Raw genomic sequence first — 23,646 nt, forward strand, 5'->3', positions numbered from 1 at the left:
TCGGCAGCCTACGCGAGGGGACCGACGCCCCCTACCTGCTCGTCCACAGCGGCGGCTGGTCGGGAGGTGTCGGCCACCGGGAGGACCACCGCGACCGGGCCCGCTCAGCCCCGGGCGGCGTTGGCGACGACCGCGTCGTGGACGTACTGCGCCAGGCCCGGGGCGACGTCCTCGTAGGTCTTCGTGAAGCGCGGGTCCGCGACGTACATCGCGGCGATGCCGGCGTGCAGCTCGCGCGGGCAGTCGTAGAACCAGCGACAGATCTGCTGGCGGGCCTCCTCGGCGGCGTCCATGGCCTCGACCGACGTGGCCGGCGCGCCGGCCTGCATCAGGTCCACGTAGCGCGCGTTGACCGCGTCGCCCTCCTCCTTGAGCTGCCGCCACTGCTCCTTGCTGTAGCTCCGCGCGCGCTGCTGGGACTGGGCCCAGGCGTCGCTGCCGCCCCAGCGCTCCTCCGCCTCGGCCGCGTGGTCGTCGTCGAAGGAGTCGCCGAACAGCTCCCGCTGCTCCTCGCGGCTGATCCGGTCCTCGTTCATCTCTGCCTCCAGGGCTGCGTCGATGGCGGCCACGAGCTGGCTCAGCTCGGCGACCCGGTGCGTGACCGTCTCCCGCTGACGACGCAGGTGCTCCACAACCGTGTCGCTGCCGGCGCCGTCCAGCAGCTCCCCGATCTCCTCCAGCGGGAAGCCGAGCCGGCGGTAGACGACGACGTGCTGCAGCCGCCGCAGGTCCGCCTCCGTGTAGAGGCGGTAGCCGGCGCGGCTGCGCTCCGAGGGCACGACCAGCCCGATCTCGTCGTAGTGGTGCAGGGTGCGCACCGTCACGCCGAGGGCCTCGGCCACCTGGCCCACGGTCAGCAGCTCGTCGCTCATCAGCAGGTTCTCGATCACGTTCCCGATCCTGGGGCCTCCCGTCGCGTGAGGGTCAAGCCGGTTGCTCGGGCGCGTCACCCGTGCGGGTCATCGTGCCCCGGCCGCGCAACGACTCGAAGATCAGCGAGGTCTCCGCGTGCAGCACGCCGGGACGGTTGGTGAGGTGGTCGAGGACGAAGTCGCGCAGGGCGTCGGCCGACTCGGTCGCCACGTGCACGTAGTAGTCGATGGCCCCCGACACGTGGAAGGCCCCGAGCACGCCGGGCAGCCGGGGCACCTCCTCCGTGAACTGCTCGAAGTGGCTGCGGCGGTGGCCGCCGAAGCGGACCGCGATCATCGCCTCGACGGGTCTGCCGACGGCCACTGGGTCGATGTCCGCGTGGATCCCGCGGATGACCCCCCGGTCGCGCAGCGAGCGCACGCGCACCAGGCAGGTGGACTCCGCGATGCCGACCTCGCGGGCCAGCATGGCGTTGGACATGCGCCCGTCCTGCTCGAGCAGGCGGACGAGGGCGAGGTCGGTCGGGTCGAGCGGCTTGCGGTCGGGCTGAGGATTCTTCGGCACGGGACGAGGGTATGCCGTGCCCGCGCAGCCTGGGGAGGTGCGCGACCGCACCGTCTACGGTCGCGGATGGCCCATGTGGCCGCATACTTCGTGGAAGTTGATCTTTTCACGCAGGGTCTGCACCATATGATCATGAGCACCGAACATCTTGGCTTCGACAGCCGCGCTGTGCACGCCGGGCGGGACGACCTCACGACGCTGGGGGTCCACGTCCCGCCGATCGACCTGTCGACCACCTATCCCCTGCCCACGGTGCGGGAGGGGGGCGAGGCCTACGAGCACATGGGTGGTGGGTTCGCGCGCGAGGCGGGGCAGACCGCCGTCTACCAGCGGCTGTGGAGCCCGTCGGTCGCGCGCTTCGAGGGGGCGCTCGCGGGGCTGGAGGGCGCCGAGGCCGCGGTGGCCTTCGGGTCGGGGATGGCCGCGCTGACCGCGACGCTCCTGTCGTGCGTCTCGGCGGGGAGGCCGCACGTCGTCGCGATCCGCCCGCTCTACGGTGGCAGCGACCACCTGCTCGCCAGCGGCCTGCTCGGCACCCGCGTCACCTGGGCGACGGCGGAGGACGTCGCGTCAGCGATCGAGCCCGACACCGGGCTCGTCGTCGTCGAGACACCGGCCAACCCCACCCTCGACCTCGTCGACCTGCGCGTACTGTGCGAGCAGGCCGCCGACGTGCCGGTGCTCGTCGACAACACCTTCGCCACCCCGGTGCTGCAGCGTCCGCTCGAGCAGGGAGCCAGCATCGTGCTGCACTCGGTGACCAAGTTCCTCGCGGGGCACGGCGACGTCCTCGGCGGGGTCGTGGCCTGCTCGGAGGAGACGGCGCAGCACATCCGCCCGGTGCGCGCGATCACCGGCGCTATCCTGCACCCGCTGTCCGCCTACCTGGCGCACCGCGGCCTGCAGACCCTGCCCGTGCGCGTCCGCGCCCAGCAGGACAGCGCCCAGGTCGTCGCTCACTGGCTGGACGCGCACACCGACGTGCGGCGCGTGTACTACCCCGGGCTGGAGGGGGCCGACCCCGCCGGTCTCGTCGGCACGCAGATGGCCGGGCCGGGAGCGGTGCTGTCGATGGACCTCGGGTCGTTCGAGCGCGCGGCCGGGGTGGCCGAGAGCGTCCGGATGATCGTGCACGCGGTGAGCCTGGGCGGGGTCGACACCCTCGTGCAGCACCCAGCGGCGGTCACCCACCGCCCGGTCGTGGACGAGGCGAAGCCCGGGGCCGGCGTGCTGCGGCTGTCGGTCGGGCTCGAGTCCGCCGAGGACATCATCGCCGACCTGGAGCAGGCGCTGCGGACCTGACCGCGCGGGTCAGGCCTTCTTCGCCGTCGTCTTCTTGGCGGTCGTCTTCTTGGCGGTCGTCTTCTTCGCCGTCGTCTTCTTCGCCGTCGTCTTCTGGGCGGCGCGCTTGCGGGTGGTGGGGCCCTTGGCCCGCTTCTCCTCGAGCAGCTCGAAGCCGCGCTCGGGGGTGATCGACTCGGGGTCGTCGTCCTTGCGGAGGGTCGCGTTGGTCTCGCCGTCGGTGACGTAGGGCCCGAAGCGGCCCTCCTTGACCACGACCGGCTTGCCCGACACGGGGTCTGCCCCGAGCTCGGCCAGCGGCGGCTTGGCGCCCGCCCGTCCGCGCTGCTTGGGCTCGGCGTAGATGGCCAGGGCCTCCTCCAGCGAGATCCCGAAGATCTGGTCCTCACCGGTCAGCGAGCGGGAGTCGGTGCCCTTCTTCAGGTAGGGCCCGTAGCGCCCGTTCTGGGCCGTGATCTCCTCGCCCGACTCAGGGTCGACGCCGACGACGCGGGGCAGCGACATCAGGCGCAGCGCTGTCTCCAGGTCGATCGTGGCCAGGTCCATCCCCTGGAACAGGCTTCCCGTGCGCGGCTTGGGCTTCTTGGCTCCGCGCTTGACGGGCTCGTCGGTCTCCGGGAGCACCTCGGTCACGTAGGGACCGTAGCGGCCGGCCCGGGCGACGACGTCGTGCCCGGTCTCCGGGTCCTGCCCGAGGACGCGGCCGTCGTCGGCGGCGACCTCGAGCAGCTCGCGACCCTTCTCCGGGGTCATCTCGTCGGGCGCGATGTCGTCGGGCACGGTCGCGCGGCGCGCCTCTCCCTCGGCGCCCTCGACCTCGACGTAGGGGCCGTAGCGTCCGACCCGGACCACGACGCCCTCACCGATCTCGACCGTCGACACCCCACGGGCGTCGATGTCACCGAGGTCCTGCACGAGGTCGCGCAGACCGGCGCCGTCGGTGCCCTCGGGTCCGAAGTAGAACCGCCGCAGCCAGGTGACCCGCTGCTCGTCGCCACGGGCGATACGGTCCAGGTCCTCCTCCATCGACGCGGTGAAGTCGTAGTCCACCAGCGTCGGGAAGTGCCGCTCCAGGAGCTGGGTCACCGCGAACGCCAGCCAGGTCGGGATCAGTGCCGACCCGCGGGTGCGCACGTACCCCCGGTCCTGGATCGTGCCGACCGTCGCCGCGTAGGTGGACGGACGGCCGATACCCTTCTCCTCCAGCGCCTTGACCAGCGTCGCCTCCGTGAACCGGGCGGGCGGGGAGGTCTGGTGGCCCTGCGCCTCGGCGCGCAGCGTCTCCAGCGCCACCCCCTCGCTCAGCCTCGGCAGGCGTCGACCTACGCCCTCGTCGGCCTCCGGACCGGAGTAGCGGCCCTCGTCCCGGCCCTCCTCGTAGGCGGCGAGGAAGCCGCGGAAGGTGATGACCGTGCCGGAGGCCGAGAACTCGGCGACCGCGTACGCCACCCCGTCCCCGCTGCGGGTGCCGTCCGGCAGCCCGGCCTCGAGCCGCACGGTGGCGGTGGACCCCTTGGCGTCGGCCATCTGCGAGGCGACCGTGCGCTTCCAGATCAGCTCGTAGAGGGCGTACTCCTGGCCGCGCAGCTCGCCGGCCACCTGCGCCGGGGTGCGGAACCGGTCGCCGGCCGGGCGGATCGCCTCGTGCGCCTCCTGGGCGTTCTTGGCCTTCTTGCCGTAGGTCCGCGGCGCTTCGGGGACGTAGTCCGCGCCGTACATGTCCCGCGCCTGCGAGCGCGCGGCGTCGATGGCCGACCCCGACAGCGTCGTCGAGTCGGTCCGCATGTAGGTGATGTAGCCGTTCTCGTACAGCCGCTGCGCGGTGCGCATGGTCGTCTGGCTGTTCATCCGCAGCTTGCGGGAGGACTCCTGCTGCAGGGTCGAGGTGGTGAACGGGGCCGAGGGTCGGCGGGTGTAGGGCTTCTCGGCGACCTGGCTGACGGCGACGTCGGCCTCCCGGGCGCCGTCGGCGACCGCCTGCGCACCGGTGGCGTCCAGGTGCACGACGTTCTTGCCGCGCAGCGTCCCGTCGTCGGCGAAGTCGCGACCGGTGGCGACCCGGCGCCCGTCGAGCGCGGAGAGGCGGGCGGTGAAGGCGTCGCTGGCGGACCGCCCCGCCCCCGCGGGCGCGAAGTCCCCCTCGACGTCCCAGTACGAGGCCGAGCGGAACGCCATACGCTCCCGCTCCCGCTCCACGACCAGACGGGTCGCGACCGACTGCACCCGCCCTGCGGACAGCCCCTGCTTGACCTTGCGCCAGAGCACCGGCGAGACCTCGTAGCCGTAGAGGCGGTCGAGGACGCGGCGGGTCTCCTGCGCGTCGACGAGGTCGGTGTCCAGCTCGCGCGTCTCGTGGACGGCGCGCTGGATGGCCTCCTTGGTGATCTCGTGGAAGACCATCCGCTTGACCGGGACCGTGGGCTTGAGCACCTCGAGCAGGTGCCAGGCGATGGCCTCGCCCTCGCGGTCCTCGTCCGTGGCCAGGTAGAGCTCGTCGGCACCCTTGAGGGCCCTCTTGAGCTCGGCGACCTTCTTCTTCTTGTCGGCATCGACGACGTAGTAGGGCTCGAAGCCCTCGTCGACGTTGATCGCGAACTTGCCGAACGGACCCTTCTTCATCTCCGGCGGCAGCTCGGAGGGGTTGGGCAGGTCGCGGATGTGGCCGACGCTGGCGTCGACCTGGTAGCCGCTGCCGAGGAACTCCCCGATCTTCTTCGCCTTGGCCGGCGACTCGACGATCACCAGCTTGTGCCCACCTGCCATGGCGTCCAACCTCCTTCGAAGGACCACCGTGTGCCGCGGATTCGTCGCGACTCCGACACGGGACCTCGGGCAGTCACGGTAGCCCATGGCGGGGAAACGACTACGCTGCCGTGCTATGACCGTCCGAACGAGAGCAGGTGTGCCGCGCCGCGGCCGGGTGCGTCCGCTGGCCGCCCTCGTGCTGGCCGGGGGGCTGGTGCTGGCCGGGTGCAGCGACGAGGGCGACACGCCCGGCGACCCGGAGAGCACGGTCGAGGACGGCGGGGGCACAGGCGGCGAGGGCGACGGCGGGGACGCCGGGCAGGAGAGCGCGGCCCCGACCGGGCCGCCGACCGCCCCGGCCGACCTCCCGGTGGCCGGGGGCGACCGCTCGGCCAGCGGCGGCACCGACATCTCGATCGACGGCGAGCATGCCGGTTTCGTCTCCCCGACCGGCAACATCGCGTGCTCGGTGACCGCCGTCACGGCCGTGTGCCAGGTGTCGGACAAGACCTACACCGCCCCGGCGGACCAGCTCGTCGGCACCTCGATCGGCGACTGCACGACCGCCGAGGCGGACGCGATGACGATGAGCGACCAGCGGGGTGCCTGGACGTGCGTGCCCGAGGCCCTCACGGGCCAGGCCCAGGTCTCGACGGGCGGGTGGTGGGTCGAGCAGGTCGACGGGGAGACGCTGGACCTCGACGGCGCCACGCTCGCAGTGCTCCCCTACGGCTCGAGCCTGACGGTCGGCCCGACCACCTGCACCTCGGGCGAGGACGGCGTGACCTGCACGAGCAGCACGCTGGGCCGCTCGTTCACGATCTCGCGCTCGGGGTACCGCTTCGGCTGAGGCCCCCGGCCACCCGGCTCAGCGCAGCAGCCCGTCCTTGACGAGCTCGAGCAGCACCGGCAGCACCTGTGCCTCGACCTCGGCGGCCGCCACCTCCGTCAGCACCGCCAGGCCGGCGCACAGCTGACGCGCGGTGAGGTCGCCGTCGCAGGCACCGACCAGTCCCGCGGACAGCGTGTCCATCCGCACCACGCGGCGCAGCCCACCCCCCTGTCGCAGCTGGATGACCTGCGGGTCGATCGCCCCCGGCCGCCCGACCCGCTCCTCGGTCACGTCGTCGGCGACCTGCCAGGCCACGTCGAGCAGCTCGCTGGCGGTGTGCTCGGCCAGCCAGGTCCTGGCCTGCAGACCGGCGAGCACGGTCGGGCCCATCGGGGAGGCGACCGGCGTTCTCACGTCGACGAGGTCGCGCCACGGCTCGCGGTCGGTCTCCGGGCGCTGCAGGGTCACCACGCCGAACCCCACGTGCGCGATACCGCGCGCCGCGAAGTCGTCCAGCCACGCGGCGTACAGCGGGTCGAACCCGGCCGACCCCGGTCGCTGGCCGCCGTCACGGACCCAGGTCTCGGCGTACTCCGCGACGTCCTGGACCTCGCGCTGGACCACCCACGCGTCCAGCCCCGTCCCGTCCAGCCAGCCGCCCACCCGCTCGCGCCAGTCGACGCCGGGGGCGAGCTCCCAGTTGGCGAGCAGCTGGGCCACGCCGCCCGGGCGCAGGTGCGCCGCGAGGCCCCCGACCAGCCCGGCGACGAGGCTGTCGCCCGCGGCACCGCCGTCCCGGTACTCGTAGACCGGCACGCCCGCCCCGCGCGGCGTGACGACGAACGGCGGGTTGCTGACCACCAGGTCGAAGGTCTCCCCCTCGACCGGGCCCAGCAGGCTGCCGTGCCGGAGGTCGAGAGCGAGGCCGCCGAGCGACGCGGTGAGCCGGGCGAGGGCGAGGGCGCGCTGCGACAGGTCGGTGGCGACGACCTGGTCGGCGTGCCCCGCCAGGTGCAGCGCCTGCACCCCGCAGCCGGTCCCGATGTCGAGGGCCCTGCCCACCTGCGGGCGAGGTGTCCAGGAGGCGAGCGTGATCGAGGCTCCGCCCACGCCGAGCACGTGGTCGGTGGGCAGGGGGCCGCCCCGGACCGTCTCGGACAGGTCGGAGACCACCCACCAGGTATGCCGTTCGTCGCCGTAGGGGCGCAGGTCGACCAGGGCGACGAGGCCGTCGTGGTCGTCCGTCCGCGCCAGCCCGCCGGTCAGCAGCCCGGTCGCGCCCGTGCGGGGCAGCGCCCGGTCGACGTCCGCCGCAGGGACCGGTCTGCCCAGCACGAAGAGCCGGGCCAGCACCGCCGCCGGGTCGCTCGAGGCGACCAGCGCACGACGGGCCAGGAACGGCTGCTCGCGGTGCAGGGCGCCCGCCGCGACCTCGCCGAGCAGCGTGTCGAGGTGGTCCACGGCATACCCCGCGTCCTGCAGGTCCGCGCGCAGCGCGGCCGCCGCCCCCTCCGTCAGGTGCGGTGGGGCGGCGGCCGGTGCGTCCGTCGGGTGCGGCAGGGCAGGCTCCTACTCCTCGCGGCTGCCGGAGAGGGCGTGCGCGGCCTCGGGTGCGTCGCCGATGGCGATGTCGCGACGCTTGGAGATCACGACCGCGACGACGATCACGACGGTGGCGCCGAGGGCGATCGCCCAGCGGACCAGGTCGTTGGCGCCGTCGCCGTAGGTGAGACCGACGATCGCGGGGGCGATGAGCAGGGCGACGAGGTTCATCACCTTGATCAGCGGGTTGATGGACGGGCCGGCGGTGTCCTTGAACGGGTCGCCGACCGTGTCCCCGATGACGGTGGCCGCGTGCGCGTCGCTGCCCTTGCCGCCGTAGGCGCCGTCCTCGACGATCTTCTTGGCGTTGTCCCAGGCACCACCGGAGTTGGCCAGGAAGACCGCCATGAGCACACCGGTGCCGATCGCGCCGGCGAGGTAGCCGGCGAGCGCACCGACGCCGAGACCGAAGCCGACGGCGATCGGGGCGAAGACGGCCAGCAGGCCGGGGGTGGCCAGCTCGCGCAGGGAGTCGCGGGTGCAGATGTCGACGACTCGGGCGTAGTCCGGCTTCTCGGTGTAGTTCATGATCCCGGGCTTCTCGCGGAACTGGCGGCGCACCTCGAAGACGATCGCACCCGCCGCGCGGGTCACCGCGTTGATGGCCAGGCCGGAGAAGAGGAAGACGACCGAGCCGCCGATGAGGATGCCGACGAGGGCGCGCGGGTCGAAGACGAGGAAGGACTGGAGCAGGTCCTCGTTCTCGCCGAGCGCCGAGCCGATGGTCTGCTGGATGGCGTCGAAGTAGGAGCCGAACAGCGCGGTGGCGGCCAGCACGGCCGTCGCGATCGCGATGCCCTTGGTGATGGCCTTGGTGGTGTTGCCGACCGCGTCCAGCTCGGTGAGGATCTGGGCCGCCTCGCCGTCGACGTCGCCGGACATCTCGGCGATGCCCTGGGCGTTGTCCGAGACGGGGCCGAAGGTGTCCATGGCGACGATGACGCCGACGGTGGTGAGCAGCCCGCAGCCGGCGAGGGCCACGAAGAACAGCGACAGGATCAGCGACCCGCCGCCGAGGATGAACAGGGCGAAGATGGCGGCGGCGATGGTGACGGCGGTGTAGACCGCCGACTCCAGGCCCACGCCGATGCCGGCGAGGATCACGGTGGCGGGGCCGGTGAGGGAGGTCCGGGCGACGTCGTTGGTCGGCTTGCTCTCGGTGCCGGTGAAGTGGCCCGTCAGCCACAGGATGAAGGCGGCGAGCACGATGCCGACGACCACCGCGGCGGCAGACCGCACGGCGGGGTTGAGGTCCAGCTCGGCGGCAGGGCCGCCCAGGATGGACTGCTGCTGGACGAGCTCGGCGGCGCTGTGCGGGACGAGCACGAGCGCGGCGACCACCGAGGCGACCGCGGCCACGCCGGCGGAGATGTAGAAGCCGCGGTTGATGGCCTGCAGGCCGTTCTCGCCGGGCCGGGCCTTGGTGACGTAGACACCGAGGATCGCGGTCAACGCGCCGATGGCCGGGATGACGAGGGGGAGGGTGAGCCCGCCCTCGGCGCCCAGGGCGGCGGAGCCGAGGATGAGTGCGGCGACCAGCGTGACGGCGTAGGACTCGAACAGGTCGGCGGCCATGCCGGCGCAGTCGCCGACGTTGTCGCCGACGTTGTCGGCGATGGTGGCGGCGTTGCGGGGGTCGTCCTCGGGGATGCCGGCCTCGACCTTGCCGACGAGGTCCGCGCCGACGTCGGCGGCCTTGGTGAAGATGCCGCCGCCGACGCGCATGAACATCGCGAGCAGCGCCGCGCCGAAGCCGAAGCCCTCGAGCACCTTGGCGGCGTCCCCCTGGAAGACGAGGACGACCGTGGCGGCGCCGAGCAGGCCCAGGCCGACGGTGGCCATTCCGACCGTGCCGCCGGTGCGGAACGCGATGCGCATCCCCGCGTCCCGGCCGGTCGAGCGGGCGGCCTCGGCGACGCGCATGTTGGCCTGGGTCGCCAGGTTCATGCCGAGGTAGCCGATCGTGGCGGAGAACAGGGCACCGAAGAAGAAGGCGACCGAGCGGCCGATGCGGACGAACGTGTCGTCCGCCGGCAGCACGAGCAGCAGGAAGAAGGCGATCACCGCGAAGACGGCGAGCGTCTTGAACTGGCGCTGCAGGTAGGCGGAGGCCCCCTCCTGCACCGCGCCCCCGATCTCCTGCATGGCCTCGGTCCCGGGAGAGGCCTTGAGGACCTCCTTGCGGAACATGAAGCCCATCACGAGTGCGACGAGCGAGATGCAGAGCACCACGATCACGATCGAGGTGTCCGCCGTGTCGAGCGAGATGTCGCTCGCGGCACGGACTGGTTGCATGTGCAGCCTCCTGAAGCAGGCCCGCGACCGTGCGGGCGACGACGCGGGGACTCGACGCCCCCGGTGTGGTTGGGGTCACTGTAGTGAATGGCGGCGGGTGGGTCGGACCAGCGGTCTGGCATGTCGTCGCGTCGCAGGGTGTGTGGGTGCACCGTCGTACCGTGGAGGGGTCATGGCAGCGCACCGCACCGACCCTCCGGAGCCCCCGGGCTTCGACCCCCGTTCCGCGCTCGCGCACCTCACCCGGGGGCAGCGCGCGGAACGGCTCGTCCACGTCCGGACGCTGCCCGCCCGCGAGGGACGGGTCGTGCCCTGGCCGGACTGGGTCGCGCCCGAGGTGACGGCCGCCCTGCTCGGCGAGGGCATCGACACGCTCTGGGAGCACCAGGCCCGCGTCGCCGAGCTCGCCCACGAGGGCCGGCACGTGCTCGTCGCGACCGGCACCGCCTCCGGCAAGTCGTTGGGCTTCCTGCTGCCGGTGCTCACCGCGCTGTGCGACGGCACCGGCTCGGGAACGGGCCGGGGGGCGACCGCGCTCTACCTGGCCCCGACCAAGGCGCTGGGCGCGGACCAGGCCGAGCGTCTCCATACCCTGGCGGTGCCGGGTGTCCGGGTGGCCACGCTCGACGGGGACACGCCCACCGAGGAGCGGCGCTGGATCAGGGACCACGCCCACTACGTGCTCACCAACCCCGACCTGCTCCACCACACGCTGCTGCCGGGTCACGAACGGTGGCGGACCTTCCTGCGGGCGCTGCGCTACGTCGTCGTCGACGAGTGCCACGTCTACCGGGGTGTCTTCGGCGCGCACGTCTCCGCCGTCCTCCGGCGCCTCCTGCGCGTGGCCGCGAGGTATGGCGCACGTCCCACCGTCGTCCTCGCCTCGGCGACCGTGGCGGAGCCGGAGGTCCTGGGCCGCGCCCTCCTGGGACAGGAGGTCGTCGCCGTCACCCAGGACGCCTCCCCGCGGCGCGAGACCGTCGTCGCCCTGTGGCAGCCGCCGGAGCAGGACGACGGACGCCGGCGCGGCACGGTGGCGGAGTCGGCCTCGCTGCTGGCCGATCTGGTCGAGACCGGCGTGCAGACGGTGGCCTTCGCACGCTCGCGGCAGGGCGTCGAGGTCGTGGCGTCACGGACGCGGGACGAGCTCGACGCGCGCGGCGCCGGGGTGCCAGGACAGGTGGCGGCCTACCGTGGCGGCTACCTGCCCGAGGAGCGCCGAGCCCTCGAGGGTGCGCTCCGCGGCCGGCAGCTGCTGGGGCTGGCCGCGACCAGCGCCCTGGAGCTCGGCATCGACATCGCCGGGCTGGACGCGGTCGTGATGTCGGGGTGGCCGGGGACGCGGGCCTCCTTCTGGCAGCAGGCCGGGCGGGCCGGGCGGCGCGGCGCACCGTCGCTGGCCGTCCTCGTCGCGGCCGACGACCCGCTGGACACCTACCTGCTGACCCATCCCGAGCTGATCTTCGAGACGCCCGTCGAGGCGTGCGTGCTCGACCCGGAGAACCCCTACGTGCTCGGCCCCCACCTCGCCGCCGCCGCGGCCGAGCTGCCCCTGACCCGCGACGACGTCGAGTGGTTCGGACCGACGGTGCCGGCGCTGACCGAGCAGCTCGTCGCCGGCGGGGTGCTGCGCCGCCGGCCGACCGGTTGGTTCTGGGTTCGCCCCGAGCGGCCGTCGGACCATCTGCAGCTGCGCGACGCGGGCCAGGCGGTCCAGATCGTCGACGCCCGCAGCGGCAGGGTCCTGGGGACCGTCGACGAGGACCGGGCGCTGACGACGGTGCACGCCGGCGCCGTCTACGTCCACCAGGGCCAGCGCCACGTCGTGACCGACCTCGACCTCGAGGCGGCGGTCGCGCTCGTCGTCGCCGGTGACCCGGGGTGGTCCACGCGAGCCCGCAGCGAGAGCACCTTCACCGTCCGCTCCCGCGAGGGCGAGGAGGTGTGGGGTGCGGCGCGGCTGCACACCGGACGCGTCGAGGTCACCACGCGGGTGACCTCGTTCCAGCGGATCCTGCCGACCGGCGAGGTGATCGGGACGCACGCCCTCGAGCTGCCGGAGCGCAGCCTGCTGACCCAGGCCGTCTGGTGGACGCTGCCGGAGGACGAGCTCGCCCTCGCCGGGCTCGGGGAGGACGCCGTGCCGGGTGCGCTCCACGCCGCCGAGCACGCAAGCATCGGGATGCTGCCGCTGCTGGCCACCTGCGACCGCTGGGACCTCGGCGGGGTCTCCACGGCTCTGCACCCCGACACCGGGCTGCCGACCGTGATGGTCTACGACGGCCATCCGGGCGGCGCCGGCTTCGCACGCCGGGGCTTCCGCGAGGCGGCGTCCTGGCTCACCGCGACCCTCGACCTGGTGCAGGCCTGCTCGTGCCAGGCCGGCTGCCCAGCGTGCGTCCAGTCACCCAAGTGCGGCAGCGGCAACGAGCCCCTCGACCGGGCGGGGGCCGTCGCCGTGCTCGCCCACCTGCTCAGCGAGCGTCCGGTCGACGTGGCGCGGGTGATCTGACCGGTAGCGGGGTGCCCCGATCGGTCGCCGCGTGCCCCGATCGGGTCGCCGCGTATGCCGACCTGGGCTAGCCTGCGACGAGCACCGTTGCCTCGCGCGCGGGCCGTCCTTGGCACTCGCCCCGGCGCGACGACTGACACGAAAGGTCCGCCATGTTGATCTTCGGCCTCCTCCTCATCCTCCTGGCCGCTGCTGTGATCGCCTACATGGTGCTGGCGACCGGCGGCATGGATCCCGTCAGCATCAACTACGGCATCCTCAACATCGAGATGCTGCCGCTGTGGCTCTACCTCGCGGGGGTCGCGACCCTGGCCGTCGCCGCCCTCGGCCTCTGGATGGCCGGTGCCGGTGCCCGCACCAAGGCCCGCCGTTCGCGCGAGGTCCGCGAGCTGCGCAAGCAGGCCAAGGACGCCGACCGCCGTGCCACGCGCACCGAGGACCGCTCGAGCCTCGACCGCCCCTCCACCGCACCCGGCACCACCGCTCCTCGCGGCACCACCCCCACCACCTCGTCGTCCACGCCTCCGCCGCCGCGCTCCACGCCCTGAGGCGAGTCGCTGGGAAGGCTCACCGCCCTCGACCAGGGGCGGTGAGGGGCTGATCCCGCGCCTCACTGCTCGGCGGCGGCCCCTCCGGCCGCAGCCGTGGCGCGCAGCGTCCACCGCCCCGCCACCTGCGTGACGACCTCGACGTCGACGCGCGGCACCGGTGACGAGTCGTGGCCGAACGAGACCTCGCAGCTGGTCAGCAGCCCTCCGTTCTGGTGCGCGACCTGTGCCGCCACGCCGCACACCTCGACCTGCGACACACCCCAGACCGCGCGTCCGGCTCCTGCGAGCGCCGCCAGGTCCGCGGCGGTGCGTGCGTGCTGACCACCGACGCTCACCGCGACGACCAGCACCCCAGCCAGCAGCAGGGTCCCGAGGACGCCCAGCAGCCCGAGGGCCAGCACCGTCCCCGAACCCCGGTCGGGTGTCGGCACCAGCCTCGTCGCCGTGCGCGACCTCACGGTCCGGCTCCCGGCTCCCACACCGCCACGGCCGACGCAGCTGCGGCCGGGACCGCCGGGAGCAGCCGGACCCGGGGCGGGGCGACGACCGCGACGGTGACGGTGGCCGGGCCGGCCTCGACCGTCACCGTGGAGCCTGTGGGCGCGCGTCCTTCGGCCAGCTCCCTCACGACCTGGGCGGGCTCGCCGCGCGACGCGGCGCGCGCGCCCACGCGTGCCGCGTCCACGCAGCGCACCTGGTCGATCCCCAGGGCCATGGCGGTGAGGCACAGCGCGAGCACCAGCACCACGGCAGGGATCGCCATGGCCAGCTCGGCCGTCGCCATCCCCGCGTCCTGGCGCCGGTGCCCGCGCGCGCTCACAGCGACACCGACAATGCGGTGGTGATCACCGTGGAGACCAGCCCCTCGACCGCGCCCGACCTGATCACGGTGAGCAGCAGCGCGGCGAACGCGCACGCTGCGATCGTGCCCACGGCATACTCCGCCGTCGACATGCCGGCCTCCGCCCGCTGCCTCCACTGGGTCAGAGCCGTCCTGAACCGTCGGATCCTCATCACTTCTCTCCTCTCTCCCCGGAGTCGTTCTCCGGTGGTCGCGGACCCGGTGGCCCGCCTGCCACCACCCTGAGGTCGTGCCCGGTCGTCGACCAGACCCTCGCCCGGACCTGTGGACAGGCGGGCCCGCAGCACCGGCCCTGTGCACAGCCGCCTCACCGGAGGCTTCCCATGTCCTGCACCAGAGCCAGGACCAGGGGCAGGACGGTGGTCAGGACGAAGGCGGGCAGGAAGGCCAGCGCCAGGGGCAGCACGAGCCGCACGCCCAGACGCGCCGCGGCCACCTCGACGGCGGAGACGGCGTCCCGCCGCAGGTCCCGCGCCGCGCCCACCAGCGCCTCGCCCGGTGGCACACCCGCGAGCGCAGCGAGGTCGAGACTGCGCCGCGCCGGCCACCAGTGCGGTCCCACCGCCCCCCACACGGCCTCGGCATCCTCACCTCGTTCCATGGCCTGACCGATCCGCACCAGCTCCGCACCCAGCTCCCCGGGGACCGAGGCCCCCAGCGACCGGGCGGCGCCCGCGAGGGACCCTCCTCCCAGGAGCGCCAGCGCGTAGAGCTCCAGCACCTCGGGCATGAGCGCCGTCGGCGACCCGTCCGCGCGTGACGGGGCCCGCCTGGGTCGCGCGCCCGGTACCCACCGTCTCCATCTCGGCACGGGGCCGCCGGTGCCCCCGACGCCCGAGCCGCGCAGCCGACCCGGTGTCCACTCCGGACCGCCGACCGGCCACGTCAGCACGGCGACGGCGGCGGCCACCGCCAGGACCGTCGCCGTCATGCGATGCCGTCCAGCACCCGACGCACCAGGCGTCGCACCACCAGGTGGCCGACCCCCAGGAGCACGAGTCCGCACAGTGCGGAGACCAGCGCTGCTGGGGTGCCGTAGAGCCGGGAGGGGGGCACGTCGAGGACGGCCGCGAGCCCGACGCCGGCCAGGGGGAGCAGTCCCAGGACGGTGGCCGTCGAGCGGGCGCCGGCAGTGGCCACGTCGACAACCCGCTCGAGCCGACGTCGCTCCCGGGCCGCGCCGGCGCTGGTCCGCACCGCCGACGCCAGCGGCGCCCCCGACCGGGACGCCACCGCCCAGGCACGGGCCACCGAGCCGAGGGTCGGGCGCCCGGTCTGGCGGGCCAGCCGCGCCCAGGCGGGGGCCAGCGGATGGCCGTGCCGCGCCGCCCGTCGGAGGTCCTCCCACCCCCGACCTGCGGCGTCGACCCCGGGCGAGACCTCGAGGGCCAGGTGGAGCGCCCTCGCTGTGGGCAGCCCCGCCTCCAGGGCGGCAGCCAGCCCGTCGAGCAGGAGCACCTCGCCTGCGCCCGCGTCCGGGGTATGCCGTGCACGCCGTCGCACGCGGTCCTCCAGCTCGCCCCTCCAGCCACGAGGAGCACCCCTCCCAGCACGCCTCCCGCCGCGCCCCGCCCGTCTTCGCCGACGCCCCTCGTGAACGCGGTCCCCTGCCGGCCACAGCAGGACGGCCAGCGCTGCGGCCCCCCCGAGGAGCAGGGCGATCCCGCCGGCGGGGCCGAGGGCCTCACTCACCGCTCCCCCCGCCCACGGGCTCGCCACCAGCGGCGACGTCCCAGGGGCGTCCACGCCCCAGCCCCAGCCGCGAGCTCAGCCGTGCCCAGCCTGGCCCCTCCACCCAGGCACCCGGGGACCCACTGATCGCCGGGTCGGCCACGACGCGACCGCGCTCGTCCGTGGTCAGCACCGCCACCTCCACGAGACGACGGGCACCGTCCGGGTCGCGCGCCACGTGCAGGACCACCTCGATCGCGCTGGCGAGCTGGGCGTGCACCGCCGCCGGGCTCATGCCGGCCAGCGCCCCCAGCGCCTCCATCCGGCTCACGAGGTCGCCCGCCGCGTTGGCGTGCAGGGTCCCGCACCCGCCCTCGTGGCCGGTGTTGAGGGCAGCGAGCAGCTCTCGCACCTCGGCCCCGCGGACCTCGCCCACGACGACCCGGTCGGGTCTCATCCGCAGGCACTGGCGCACGAGCGTCGTGAGCGTCACCTCTCCGCGACCCTCCACGTTGGCGCAGCGCCCCTGCAGGTGCACGACGTGCGGGTGCGAGACCCGCAGCTCGCGCACGTCCTCCACCACCACGATGCGCTCGGTGGGGTCGCACCCCGCGAGCAGTGCCCCCAGGAGCGTCGTCTTGCCCGAACCGGTCCCGCCCGTGACCACGAAGGAGACCCGTCGGGCGACCACCGCCTCCAGCACGGCGACCGAGGTGGCGTCGAGCGCACCCCAGCGGGCGAGGTCGTCCAGGGTGGGTGAGTCGCGGCGCGGCACCCTCAGGCTGACGTGTGGTCCTCCCACGACGAGCGGAGGCAGGAGGGCGTGGAGGCGCACGCCGCCCGGCAGCAACCCGTCCACCCAGGGACTGGCGTCGTCGAGCCGCTGACCCGCGAGCCCGGCCAGGCGCACCGCCAGACGTCGGACGCTGCGCTCGTCGGTGAGGGCGACGTCGACCGCCTCGACGCCCTGCCCCCGGTCCGCCCACACCCCGGTGCCACCGTTGACGAGCACGTCGGTCACGCGCGGGTCGTCCAGGAGCCCGGCGAGCGGACCCAGCGAGGCTGCGAGGCCGCCGGGCACCCCACCCACCGGGGACGAGGGTGACGTCATGCCACCTCACCGCCGCGTCCTTCGTCCCCGGTGCCGTTGTCGGCGCGCCTGCCTGACGTGAGTCCCCGACGCGCGCCGGTCGCCAGCGCGAGCACCGCCACGGCGGCGTCGCGCACCGCTCCCTCGGCCCGGCCCGGCGCCACCTCCTCGAGGAGCGCCGTCGCCACCGAGGGGTCGTGGTCCAGGCGTGCGAGCAGCGGCAGTCCCAGCAGGTCGGACACGTCCCCGGGGTGCAGCCCGCACCCGGACGACGTCCGCGCCACGGTGGCGCGAGCGGTCGGCAGCAGCGCGCGCACCGCGAGGGCGCCGGCGACCTGTGGGGGGCTGGTGCTCACGACCAGCACGGGGCAGGAGGCCAGGTGCCACCAGGCGAGGGCTCGGGGGTGGTCGGGGCGGGGCAGGTCCAGCACGACGACGTCGTGGGCCCTCGCCAGCCGGGCGACCCCCTCGACCGCCGCGCCGCCGAGGGTCCGGCTGGGCGCGACCCGGCGCGAGTGGCTCAGCACCCGCAGCCCGTCGACCGTGGGCAGCTCGCTGCAGCGCAGGCGCTGCAGGTCCTCCTCGCGTGACGGCCACCTCCGCCCCGGCAGGTGAGCCGCTCCCACGACCGTGTCGAGCCCGCCCCCGTGCGGGCTCAGATCCACGAGCAGGGTGCTGAGACCGACCTCCGCGGCGAGCGCAGCGACGGCGCAGGCCAGGGTGCTGGCCCCCACCCCGCCGGTGCCACCCACGAGACCGACGACCGAGCTGGAGTCCTGGTGCATCGCCCCAGGCTGATCCCGGGGGCGCCCGGCCGCCAGACCGGCATGAACGGCTGTGGAGAACGTCCCGCTGCGCCCGACCATGTGGACGGGCTGTCGACGGGCTGTCGACGGGGTCCGGAGGGGAGGACCCACCGCAGAGATGAAGACGGCCCCGGCGGGGGGAGCCGGGGCCGTCGGTGCTCAAGACCAGGGGGGGATGGCCCCGAACACCCGCGCTACGACTCTTGCGAGGAGCGCTGTACAGACAAGTATGACACCCGCGCCCAGGGCAAAGCAAGTACCACGAGTTGTCGTACGCGTAAGGCGAACGCCCCCCAGAGGTCACCCTGCGTTCACGCCGACGTGAGACGACCCGCCCTCACGGCGTCCGCGATGCGACCACCCTCGGCCGCCGCACGCTCGGCGGCCTCCGCGCAGTGTGTCAACCATAGCCGTACCCCGTCCGGCCCGCCCGAGGCGTAGGCACCGACGGCGCCGCGGTACTCCGACCCCGCCCTGTCGGCGTGCCCCACCTCCGGCACCGCGACCCCGGTCGGGTCGAGGCCACCGGCACGCAGCACCACGCGCTCGAGGGCCCGGGCGACCACCCCGTTGCCGAGGACGAAGGGGCGCACCACGAGCAGCTCGGCATGGACCACCGCAGCGACCAGCAGCGTGGGTGCCCCCGCCGAGGCGACGGCGGCCACCAGTTCGTGCACGAGGTCCAGCCGCGCCCGCATCTCCTCGAGCCCGGGGGCCGGACCTAGCTCCGTCCACTCGAGGGAGTCCTCCCCGGCGCGCCTCGGCCTGCCGACCTGCGACATCGGCAGCAGGTCCCCCGTCGCCGCGGTGTGCAGCGACGCCAGCACCTGCGCGGGCGAACGCAGCTGGGTGCTTCCCACCCGCTCCGTCGCGGCCGTGGCGCGGACGACGCCCGCCAGCACGCGCCATACCGGGTCCTGCCCCCGCTCGCCCCAGTCGACCGCACCGCGGACCAGGTCGCGCACGAGGTCCACGCTGCCTGCCGACCCTGCGGGCTCCGCCCCCTCCAGCAGGGCACTGGCGGCCGCCCCGCGCACGCGGGACTCCGCGGCGGCCTCTGGTGTGCGGCGGCGCAAGGCCTCGTGCCACCGCAGCGCGGTGCAAGCCTCCCGGGCTGCGGTCACGCTGTCGGCCACACCCGGCAGGCGGGCGAGGTCGGCCACAGCGGTCAAGGTCGGGGAGCTCACCGGATCACTGTAGGTCGGCACCGCCCAGGGCTTCGGACTTGACCAAATCTTGAACAAACCTTGTCCCAATCTTGGTTGGCCCGGGGCGCTCGCGCTGGGACGATGGAGACATCGACGTGGAGGCCCCTTGCGAGGCTGGCCCCACCGGCTGTCACGGGACCGGGAGTCGATACGGTGTCCGCCCCGGGCGCAGTTCAGGGGGCGCCTGGGCGGACACCGCCACCCGCACCGTCGGCTCCCCCGGGGCCCGCCCGGTCTGCGACCTGGCAGGACAGGCGCTAGCATCGCCCTCATGGCTACCTCCGTGGACCCCGGCAAGCAGCCCCTCCTGGGCACGACCGGCGAGCGTTCGATCGGTCAGCTCGTCAGCGACGTGTCCACCGACCTCTCCCAGATCATGCGCGGCGAGATCGAGCTGGCGAAGGTCGAGATCAAGCAGGACGTCGTGCACGCGGGCAAGGGCGCCGGCATGTTCGTCGGCGCCGGGGTGGTCGCGCTCTACGGCCTCGGCCTGCTGTTCCTCGGCCTGGCCGGCGTGATCGCCCTCTGGCTGTCGTGGTGGGCGGGACTGCTCATCGTCGCCGCCGTGCTCTTCACGGTCGCCGGCATCCTGGCCTTCATCGGCAAGAAGCAGGTCACCCAGGTCAAGGGCAAGCCGGAGAAGGCCATCGCCGATGCCCAGCAGACGGTGGCGACCCTCAAGCAGGCACCCGCCCAGCTCAAGGGCGGCTCTACCCCGCCGCCGGCGCTGACCGCCGAGACCCAGCGCGCCTGAGGCCCGACCCCCTCAGATCTCCAGGTCCCGCACCCGGGACCGGTCCCACGGCTGCGCGATCCCGGACAGGTCCAGGATGCGGTCGAGCAGACCAGCGGTGAACCCCCAGACCAGCAGCCCGTCGACGTCCCAGGCCGGCCCGACGAACCCGCTCGGGTGCCGCACCTGGAAGCGGGCGGCGGGGTCGACCAGCGACGCGAGGCTGGGCTGCACCACGCGGGCCACCTCGCGGGGGTCCTTCGCCCACAGCCGCTCCGGGGCGGGCCGGCCCCACCAGGCCACGACGGGGGTCACGTCATACCCGCTCACCGGGATGTGCAGCGTCGGCAGGTCCGCCAGCACCTCCACGCCCGAACCGTCGAGGTCGATCTCCTCCCACGCCTCACGCAGCGCGGTCGCGACCACGCTCTCGTCGCCCGCCTCCGTGCCCCCACCGGGGAAGGCGGGCTGACCCGCGTGCGACCGCATGCTGTGCGCGCGCTCGGTGATCACCACGGTGGTGTCCTCAGGCAGCGCAGGACCGGGGGCGAAGAGCACGAGCACCGCCGACTGTCTCCGCCCGCCGCCCTGCGGCGGCAGGAAGCTGCTGAAGTGGTGGCCCCCGATCTGCGGGACCCCGTCGGCGAACCGCGTCAACCACGACGGAGCGGGGTATGCCGTCACGCGCGCGGTCCCGTCCGCACCAGCGACGCCGCCCTCGCCGGGTCCGTCTCCCCGATCCCGTAGGCGGGGCACAGCCTCGCCACCGGGCAGACCCCGCACGCCGGGCGCCGGGCGTGGCAGGTACGCCGGCCGTGGAAGATGAGGACGTGGGAGAGGTGGGTCCATTCCCGGCGGGGGAAGAGCACCCCCACCTCGTGCTCGACCTTGACCGGGTCCTCCTCCGTGGTCCAGCCGAAGCGGCGCACGAGCCGGCCGACATGGGTGTCGACGGTGATCCCCGGCACCCCGAAGGCGTCGCCCAGGACGACGTTGGCCGTCTTGCGACCCACGCCGGGCAGGGTGACGAGGTCGCGCAGCCGACCGGGCACCTGGCCGTCGAAGCGCTCGACGAGCGCCGCGCCGAGCTTGAGGAGGCTGTCGGTCTTGGCCCGGAAGAACCCCGTCGGCTGGACGATGGTCTCCACCTCGGTCCGGTCGGCCGCCGCGAGAGCCTGGGCGTCGGGGAAGCGGGCGAACAGCGTCGGTGTCACCCCGTTGACCCTGACGTCGGTGGTCTGCGCAGACAGCACGGTGGCCACGAGGAGCTGGTAGGGGTCGGCGAAGTCGAGCTCGCAGCGGGCGTCGGGGTAGTGCTCGGCGAGGATGCGGTACGTCCGCCGTGCGCGCCGGGTCAGCGCCAGAGGGCTCTCGACGGGGGCGTCCACCACGCCTGGGACCGGACCTGGCTCGACGTCGTGGCTGCTCACGGTCCCAGGGTAGACGTGACACACGACACACCCACCCGCACCCTGAGACGGTCGACGTGGCACCATGAGGCCGTGGACAGCCAAGTCGTGACCAAGGCTCCGCTCTTCTCCGCCCTTGACCGAGCGGCGGCGGAGCGTCTGATGGACTCGATGACGCCGCATCGGCTGTCGCGCGGCGACATCGTCTTCCGGGAGGGTGACCAGGGCGACTCGCTCTACGTCATCGCCAGCGGCAAGATCAAGCTCGCCCGGACCTCCGGGGACGGTCGCGAGAACCTGCTCTCCGTCCTCGGCCCCGGCGAGATGTTCGGCGAGCTGAGCCTCTTCGACCCCGGCCCGCGGGTCAGTACCGCATACGTCATCTCCCACACCGAGCTCATCTCGCTGGGCAACGACGCGCTCCGCACGGTGCTGTCCGAGCACCCCGAGGTCGCCATGCAGATGCTCGCCGGTCTTGCCCACCGCCTGCGCCTGACCAACGAGGGGATCTCCGACCTGGTCTTCACCGACGTTCCCGGCCGCGTGGCCAAGGCCCTCCTCGACCTGTCGGACCGCTTCGGCCGCCGCACCGAGGCCGGGCTGCTCGTCGGTCACGAGCTGACGCAGGAGGAGCTCGCCCAGCTCGTGGGGGCCAGCCGGGAGACGGTCAACAAGGCGCTCGCCGACTTCGCCCACCGCGGCTGGCTGATCCTGGGGGCCAAGGCCGTCACGCTCGTCGATCTCGACCGCCTGCGGCGCCGCGCGCGCTGAGCCCCCGCGTCGAACGGCCCAGGGTGCGGGCTCAGAGCTCGCCGAGGTAGTCGAGCTGGGCCAGCACGCTCAGCCTCGCTGCGGGCCACACCTCCCGCGGCACGTCGGCGTAGACGCTCTGCACCAGGCGGTCGGCCAGGTCCGGTCCCGGATCGACGGCGGCCTCCACGTGCTCGCCGCGCAGCAGCGCGATCGCCGTGCGCACCTGCTCCAGACGCTCGTGCCGGTGCGCCAGGTAGTGCTCCACGGTGCCGGCCGCGTCGGGGACGACCGGGCCGTGCCCGGGGGCGATGCTCGTCGCCCGACCCGAACCGGTCAGGTGCCGCAGCTGCTCGAGGGAGTCCAGGTATGACGTGAGGTCGCCGTCGGGGTAGGCCACCACGGTGGTGCCTCGGCCCAGGACGGTGTCCCCGGTGAGGAGCACCTGCTCGGCGGGCAGGAGGAAGGACACGGAGTCGGCCGTGTGTCCCGGGGTGGGCACGACGAGGACCTCCAGCGCGCCGGCGCGCACCGTCTCACCCTCCGCCAGGTCGTCGTGACCGCGTCCCACGGCCCGCACCGGGGCACCCGTGAGATCAGCCCAGCGGTCGGCCGACTCTGCGTGGTCGGCGTGGCCGTGGGTCAGCAGCGTGAGCACCACCCGCGCGTCCCGTCCCGCGACGTGCTGCAGCACCGCGTGCAGGTGGCCCTCGTCGAGAGGGCCGGGGTCGACGACGACCACCTCGTCGCCACCCGGCTCGGCCAGCACCCAGGTGTTGGTGCCCTCCAGCGTCATCGGCGAGGGGTTGGGGCAGAGCACGCAGTGCGCACGCTCGCCCCAGCCGCCGCCCTGCCAGGACGGGTCGGCGATCGTGGTCGGACGCACGAGGGGTCAGCTCCCCCGGGTCTGGTCCGGGAACAGACCCTCGCCCACCGCGTCACCGGGGGGCAGCCCGTTCCCGTCGGCGTCGACCGGGGAACGCATCCACAGCTGCCCGTCGCGCTCGACCGGCCACGGCATGACGGGGTGCACCGGCACCGGGCGGGCGAGCCACCCGTCCAGGTCGTCCACGTGGGCGAGCTGCTCGACCATGACCTGGGTGGGCGGCAGGAGGACCTCGCGACCGGCCGCCTGCTCGGCGAGGATGGCCCGGGGGGTCGCCCACGCCACCCGCTCCGCCTCCGTGGACAGGTCGTCGGCGATCTGCCCCTCGGGCATGCGCGCCGCGAAGAAGCGCGTGTCGTAGCGCTTCGGTTCGCACACCGGCGTGGTCCAGTGCGCCCGCAGCGCCAGCAGGTCCGAGCGCAGCACCAGACCGAGACGGGTCAGCATCTCCGCGAAGCTCTGGCTCCGGTCGAGCAGCCGGGACCGCTCCTCGTCCCACGAGGGGTCGGTGAGGTCGGCGACGACACGGTCGGGGGCAGGGCCCGCGAGCAGCACGCCGCACTCCTCGAAGACCTCGCGGGCGGCGGCGATGACCAGCTCGCGGGCGAGGGCGTCGGTGGTCCCGGTCCGGCGCCCCCACTGCCGGGGGGACGGACCGGCCCACGGCACGCCGGGATCGGCGTCGCGCGGGTCGACGCCGCCACCGGGGAACGCCATCATCCCGGGGGCGAACGCCATGCTCGAGGCGCGGCGCAGCACGAACACCTCCACCCCGTCGTCGGCGCCCTCGCGGAGCAGCATGACCGTCGCCGACGGCCGGGCCGCCGCGACGGTCCTGTCCGGCTCCGGCGTGTCCAACCAGCGCTGGGAGTGAGCGGCGACCACGCCGGGCATCGGGAAGTCCCGCCATGCCGCTCTCCGCTGCGTCCGGCCCGGCCGAGAACGACCGTCCGCC

At 73.9% G+C, this 23,646-nt stretch carries 23 protein-coding genes; 6 read left to right on the forward strand and 17 right to left on the reverse strand.

The genetic code is table 11. The features are described 5' to 3' along the window. Positions 1 to 104: 104 nt before the first annotated feature. Positions 105 to 890: a MerR family transcriptional regulator gene (locus tag ACI3ET_RS14280; protein ID WP_405033733.1), complete on the reverse strand. Its 786-nt coding sequence runs from the start codon at positions 888 to 890 to the stop codon at positions 105 to 107. A gap of 34 nt (positions 891 to 924) precedes the next feature. Continuing rightward, entirely contained in the window at positions 925 to 1,437 is a 513-nt protein-coding gene (locus ACI3ET_RS14285; protein ID WP_405033734.1) for an Lrp/AsnC family transcriptional regulator, read from the reverse strand. Positions 1,438 to 1,569: 132 nt separating this feature from the next. On the opposite strand from ACI3ET_RS14285, the gene ACI3ET_RS14290 reads away from it, so the two are divergent. After that, complete coding sequence (locus ACI3ET_RS14290; RefSeq protein ID WP_405033735.1) at positions 1,570 to 2,739, forward strand: trans-sulfuration enzyme family protein; 1,170 nt, start codon at positions 1,570 to 1,572, stop codon at positions 2,737 to 2,739. 9 nt (positions 2,740 to 2,748) lie between these two features. Here the strand turns inward: ACI3ET_RS14290 and topA are convergent, their stop codons facing one another. Next, complete coding sequence (topA, locus tag ACI3ET_RS14295; RefSeq protein WP_405033736.1) at positions 2,749 to 5,502, reverse strand: type I DNA topoisomerase; 2,754 nt, start codon at positions 5,500 to 5,502, stop codon at positions 2,749 to 2,751. 115 nt (positions 5,503 to 5,617) lie between these two features. On the opposite strand from topA, the gene ACI3ET_RS14300 reads away from it, so the two are divergent. Further along, complete coding sequence (locus ACI3ET_RS14300) at positions 5,618 to 6,334, forward strand: hypothetical protein (protein WP_405033737.1); 717 nt, start codon at positions 5,618 to 5,620, stop codon at positions 6,332 to 6,334. Positions 6,335 to 6,352: 18 nt separating this feature from the next. Here the strand turns inward: ACI3ET_RS14300 and ACI3ET_RS14305 are convergent, their stop codons facing one another. Then, a complete protein-coding gene (locus ACI3ET_RS14305; protein ID WP_405033738.1) occupies positions 6,353 to 7,777 on the reverse strand; it encodes a DUF7059 domain-containing protein in 1,425 nt (474 codons plus the stop codon). A gap of 108 nt (positions 7,778 to 7,885) precedes the next feature. Next, positions 7,886 to 10,213: a sodium-translocating pyrophosphatase gene (locus ACI3ET_RS14310; protein ID WP_405033740.1), complete on the reverse strand. Its 2,328-nt coding sequence runs from the start codon at positions 10,211 to 10,213 to the stop codon at positions 7,886 to 7,888. A 172-nt stretch (positions 10,214 to 10,385) separates the two neighbouring features. On the opposite strand from ACI3ET_RS14310, the gene ACI3ET_RS14315 reads away from it, so the two are divergent. Continuing rightward, positions 10,386 to 12,725, forward strand: coding sequence for a DEAD/DEAH box helicase (locus ACI3ET_RS14315; RefSeq protein ID WP_405033741.1), 2,340 nt, complete (start codon positions 10,386 to 10,388; stop codon positions 12,723 to 12,725). Positions 12,726 to 12,877: 152 nt separating this feature from the next. After that, positions 12,878 to 13,273, forward strand: a complete 396-nt coding sequence (locus ACI3ET_RS14320) for a LapA family protein (protein WP_405033742.1) — start codon at positions 12,878 to 12,880, stop codon at positions 13,271 to 13,273. A 62-nt stretch (positions 13,274 to 13,335) separates the two neighbouring features. Here ACI3ET_RS14320 and ACI3ET_RS14325 read toward each other — a convergent pair whose 3' ends face one another. The 8 genes from ACI3ET_RS14325 to ACI3ET_RS14360 all read right to left on the reverse strand — a co-directional run bounded on the left by ACI3ET_RS14325 (position 13,336) and on the right by ACI3ET_RS14360 (position 18,892). Beyond that, a complete protein-coding gene (locus ACI3ET_RS14325; RefSeq protein ID WP_405033744.1) occupies positions 13,336 to 13,734 on the reverse strand; it encodes an Rv3654c family TadE-like protein in 399 nt (132 codons plus the stop codon). Continuing rightward, positions 13,731 to 14,096, reverse strand: coding sequence for a TadE family type IV pilus minor pilin (locus ACI3ET_RS14330; protein ID WP_405033745.1), 366 nt, complete (start codon positions 14,094 to 14,096; stop codon positions 13,731 to 13,733). Before ACI3ET_RS14330 ends, ACI3ET_RS14325 begins: the two co-directional genes overlap by 4 nt. Then, the gene (locus ACI3ET_RS14335; protein ID WP_405033746.1) at positions 14,093 to 14,290 is read right to left on the reverse strand and encodes a DUF4244 domain-containing protein; all 198 of its coding nucleotides are present in this window, start codon (positions 14,288 to 14,290) and stop codon (positions 14,093 to 14,095) included. The genes ACI3ET_RS14330 and ACI3ET_RS14335 overlap by 4 nt, the downstream gene beginning before the upstream one ends. A 155-nt stretch (positions 14,291 to 14,445) precedes the next feature. Continuing rightward, a complete protein-coding gene (locus tag ACI3ET_RS14340; protein WP_405033747.1) occupies positions 14,446 to 15,069 on the reverse strand; it encodes a hypothetical protein in 624 nt (207 codons plus the stop codon). Continuing rightward, positions 15,066 to 15,830: a type II secretion system F family protein gene (locus ACI3ET_RS14345; protein ID WP_405033748.1), complete on the reverse strand. Its 765-nt coding sequence runs from the start codon at positions 15,828 to 15,830 to the stop codon at positions 15,066 to 15,068. The genes ACI3ET_RS14340 and ACI3ET_RS14345 overlap by 4 nt, the downstream gene beginning before the upstream one ends. Beyond that, entirely contained in the window at positions 15,823 to 16,920 is a 1,098-nt protein-coding gene (locus ACI3ET_RS14350; protein ID WP_405033749.1) for a TadA family conjugal transfer-associated ATPase, read from the reverse strand. Before ACI3ET_RS14350 ends, ACI3ET_RS14345 begins: the two co-directional genes overlap by 8 nt. Beyond that, positions 16,917 to 17,684 (reverse strand): cellulose synthase operon protein YhjQ/BcsQ, encoded by a 768-nt coding sequence (locus tag ACI3ET_RS14355; protein ID WP_405033750.1) that lies wholly within the window; start codon positions 17,682 to 17,684, stop codon positions 16,917 to 16,919. The genes ACI3ET_RS14350 and ACI3ET_RS14355 overlap by 4 nt, the downstream gene beginning before the upstream one ends. 332 nt (positions 17,685 to 18,016) lie before the next feature. Continuing rightward, a complete protein-coding gene (locus tag ACI3ET_RS14360) occupies positions 18,017 to 18,892 on the reverse strand; it encodes a Fic family protein (RefSeq protein ID WP_405033751.1) in 876 nt (291 codons plus the stop codon). Between the two features lie 292 nt (positions 18,893 to 19,184). On the opposite strand from ACI3ET_RS14360, the gene ACI3ET_RS14365 reads away from it, so the two are divergent. Beyond that, positions 19,185 to 19,667: a phage holin family protein gene (locus ACI3ET_RS14365; protein ID WP_405033752.1), complete on the forward strand. Its 483-nt coding sequence runs from the start codon at positions 19,185 to 19,187 to the stop codon at positions 19,665 to 19,667. 12 nt (positions 19,668 to 19,679) lie between these two features. Here ACI3ET_RS14365 and ACI3ET_RS14370 read toward each other — a convergent pair whose 3' ends face one another. Then, complete coding sequence (locus ACI3ET_RS14370) at positions 19,680 to 20,330, reverse strand: NUDIX hydrolase (RefSeq protein WP_405033753.1); 651 nt, start codon at positions 20,328 to 20,330, stop codon at positions 19,680 to 19,682. Then, the gene (gene nth, locus ACI3ET_RS14375) at positions 20,327 to 21,037 is read right to left on the reverse strand and encodes an endonuclease III (RefSeq protein WP_405033767.1); all 711 of its coding nucleotides are present in this window, start codon (positions 21,035 to 21,037) and stop codon (positions 20,327 to 20,329) included. The genes ACI3ET_RS14370 and nth overlap by 4 nt, the downstream gene beginning before the upstream one ends. A 111-nt stretch (positions 21,038 to 21,148) precedes the next feature. Between nth and ACI3ET_RS14380 the strand changes: the two genes are divergently transcribed. Further along, positions 21,149 to 21,826: a Crp/Fnr family transcriptional regulator gene (locus tag ACI3ET_RS14380; RefSeq protein ID WP_405033754.1), complete on the forward strand. Its 678-nt coding sequence runs from the start codon at positions 21,149 to 21,151 to the stop codon at positions 21,824 to 21,826. A gap of 31 nt (positions 21,827 to 21,857) precedes the next feature. Here the strand turns inward: ACI3ET_RS14380 and ACI3ET_RS14385 are convergent, their stop codons facing one another. Further along, the gene (locus tag ACI3ET_RS14385; protein ID WP_405033755.1) at positions 21,858 to 22,691 is read right to left on the reverse strand and encodes an MBL fold metallo-hydrolase; all 834 of its coding nucleotides are present in this window, start codon (positions 22,689 to 22,691) and stop codon (positions 21,858 to 21,860) included. A gap of 6 nt (positions 22,692 to 22,697) precedes the next feature. Further along, positions 22,698 to 23,585: an NUDIX hydrolase gene (locus tag ACI3ET_RS14390; RefSeq protein ID WP_405033756.1), complete on the reverse strand. Its 888-nt coding sequence runs from the start codon at positions 23,583 to 23,585 to the stop codon at positions 22,698 to 22,700. Positions 23,586 to 23,646 lie beyond the last annotated feature (61 nt).

The organism is Ornithinimicrobium jinqii (assembly GCF_045032595.1).
Taxonomy (GTDB): Bacteria; Actinomycetota; Actinomycetes; order Actinomycetales; family Dermatophilaceae; genus Ornithinicoccus.